Annotated in this window: 1 protein-coding gene; it reads right to left on the bottom strand. The window is 68.3% G+C overall.

Going from position 1 to position 1,096, the window contains the following annotated elements:
• Positions 1 to 1,079: IS110 family transposase (locus AB0B76_RS59010; RefSeq protein ID WP_360395226.1), on the bottom strand; the 1,079-nt coding region annotated here is incomplete at its 3' end.
• Between the last annotated feature and the right edge of the window lie 17 nt (positions 1,080 to 1,096).

Consider the following 1,096-nt stretch of genomic DNA (forward strand, 5'->3'; position numbering starts at 1 on the left):
CTAGCGGGTCCGGGAAGTGGCTTGTCCGAAGTGCTGGCTGTCGGGATTGAGCCGGCCGCGCTGGATTGCAGAGTCGCTCCCGTTTGCCCTCCCGGGCCCGTCCGGATCCGTTTGGCGTCGTTGACCATCTGTTGATAGACCACATTGGACAGTCGGCGTTTGAGGCTGCGCATGGCTTCCATCGGGCTCTTGCCCGCGGCGAGTTTGCGTCGATAGTAGGCACGGCCTTCGGTGTCGTTGCGGAGCTGGACGATGGCCATGATGTGCAGGACCCGGTTGATGCGCCGGTTCCCGGCCCGCGACAGCCGGTGACGCCGCTGGTCACCGGAGGACGCGTCGATGGGTGCGGTGCCGTTCCAGGACGCGAAATGGTCCCGGCTGGCGAACCGGTCGACGTCGCCGACGTCACCGAGGAGCCGAGCCGCGCCGGACGGGCCGATGCCGTTGAGCTGCTGCAGCGTGCTGCCGGTCGAGGCAACCAACTCGGTCAGCTGCGCGTTGGCGGCCTTGATCTTCTTGTCGATCACGGCGACCTCAGTGATCAGTTCCGAGGCCAGCTGCCGGCGTGTGCGACCGACGATGTCACGCGGCCGGACCGTGCTGAGCAGGGCACGGGCCTGCGGCGCGGACAGGAACTGCTTCGCCCCGCCGGGCACGAGCTCGAGCAGCAGCTGGTGCAGCCGGTTGAGTGTTTCGGTCCGAGCCCGCCCCAGCGCGTCACGGCGGTCGACGAGCAGCTTCAACGCCACCGTGGTGTCATCGACCGTGACCTGCCGCAACCCGGTCGCGCGTAGGGCGGCGACCGCCACGCAGTGGGCGTCGGCGGGATCGGTCTTGCGGGACTGGTTGGTTTCGAAGAGCCTGGCCCGCGCGGACAGTTTCGCGGGCACGTCAAGCACGGTCTCGCCGTCGGCGACCAAACGCTGAGCGATGTGCCGGCCGATGCCGTTGCAGCCCTCGACCGCCCAGACCCGGTCTTTGTGCTGCCGGCCCAGCTTGAGCATGGCCTGGTAGCCGTCGCGGTCCGTGCCGAACCGGCCCTGCGCCAGGACCTTCTCCCGGCCGTTGATGATCTCGATAGTCGCGGACCGCTTGT

Source organism: Dactylosporangium sp. NPDC049140 (assembly GCF_040648435.1).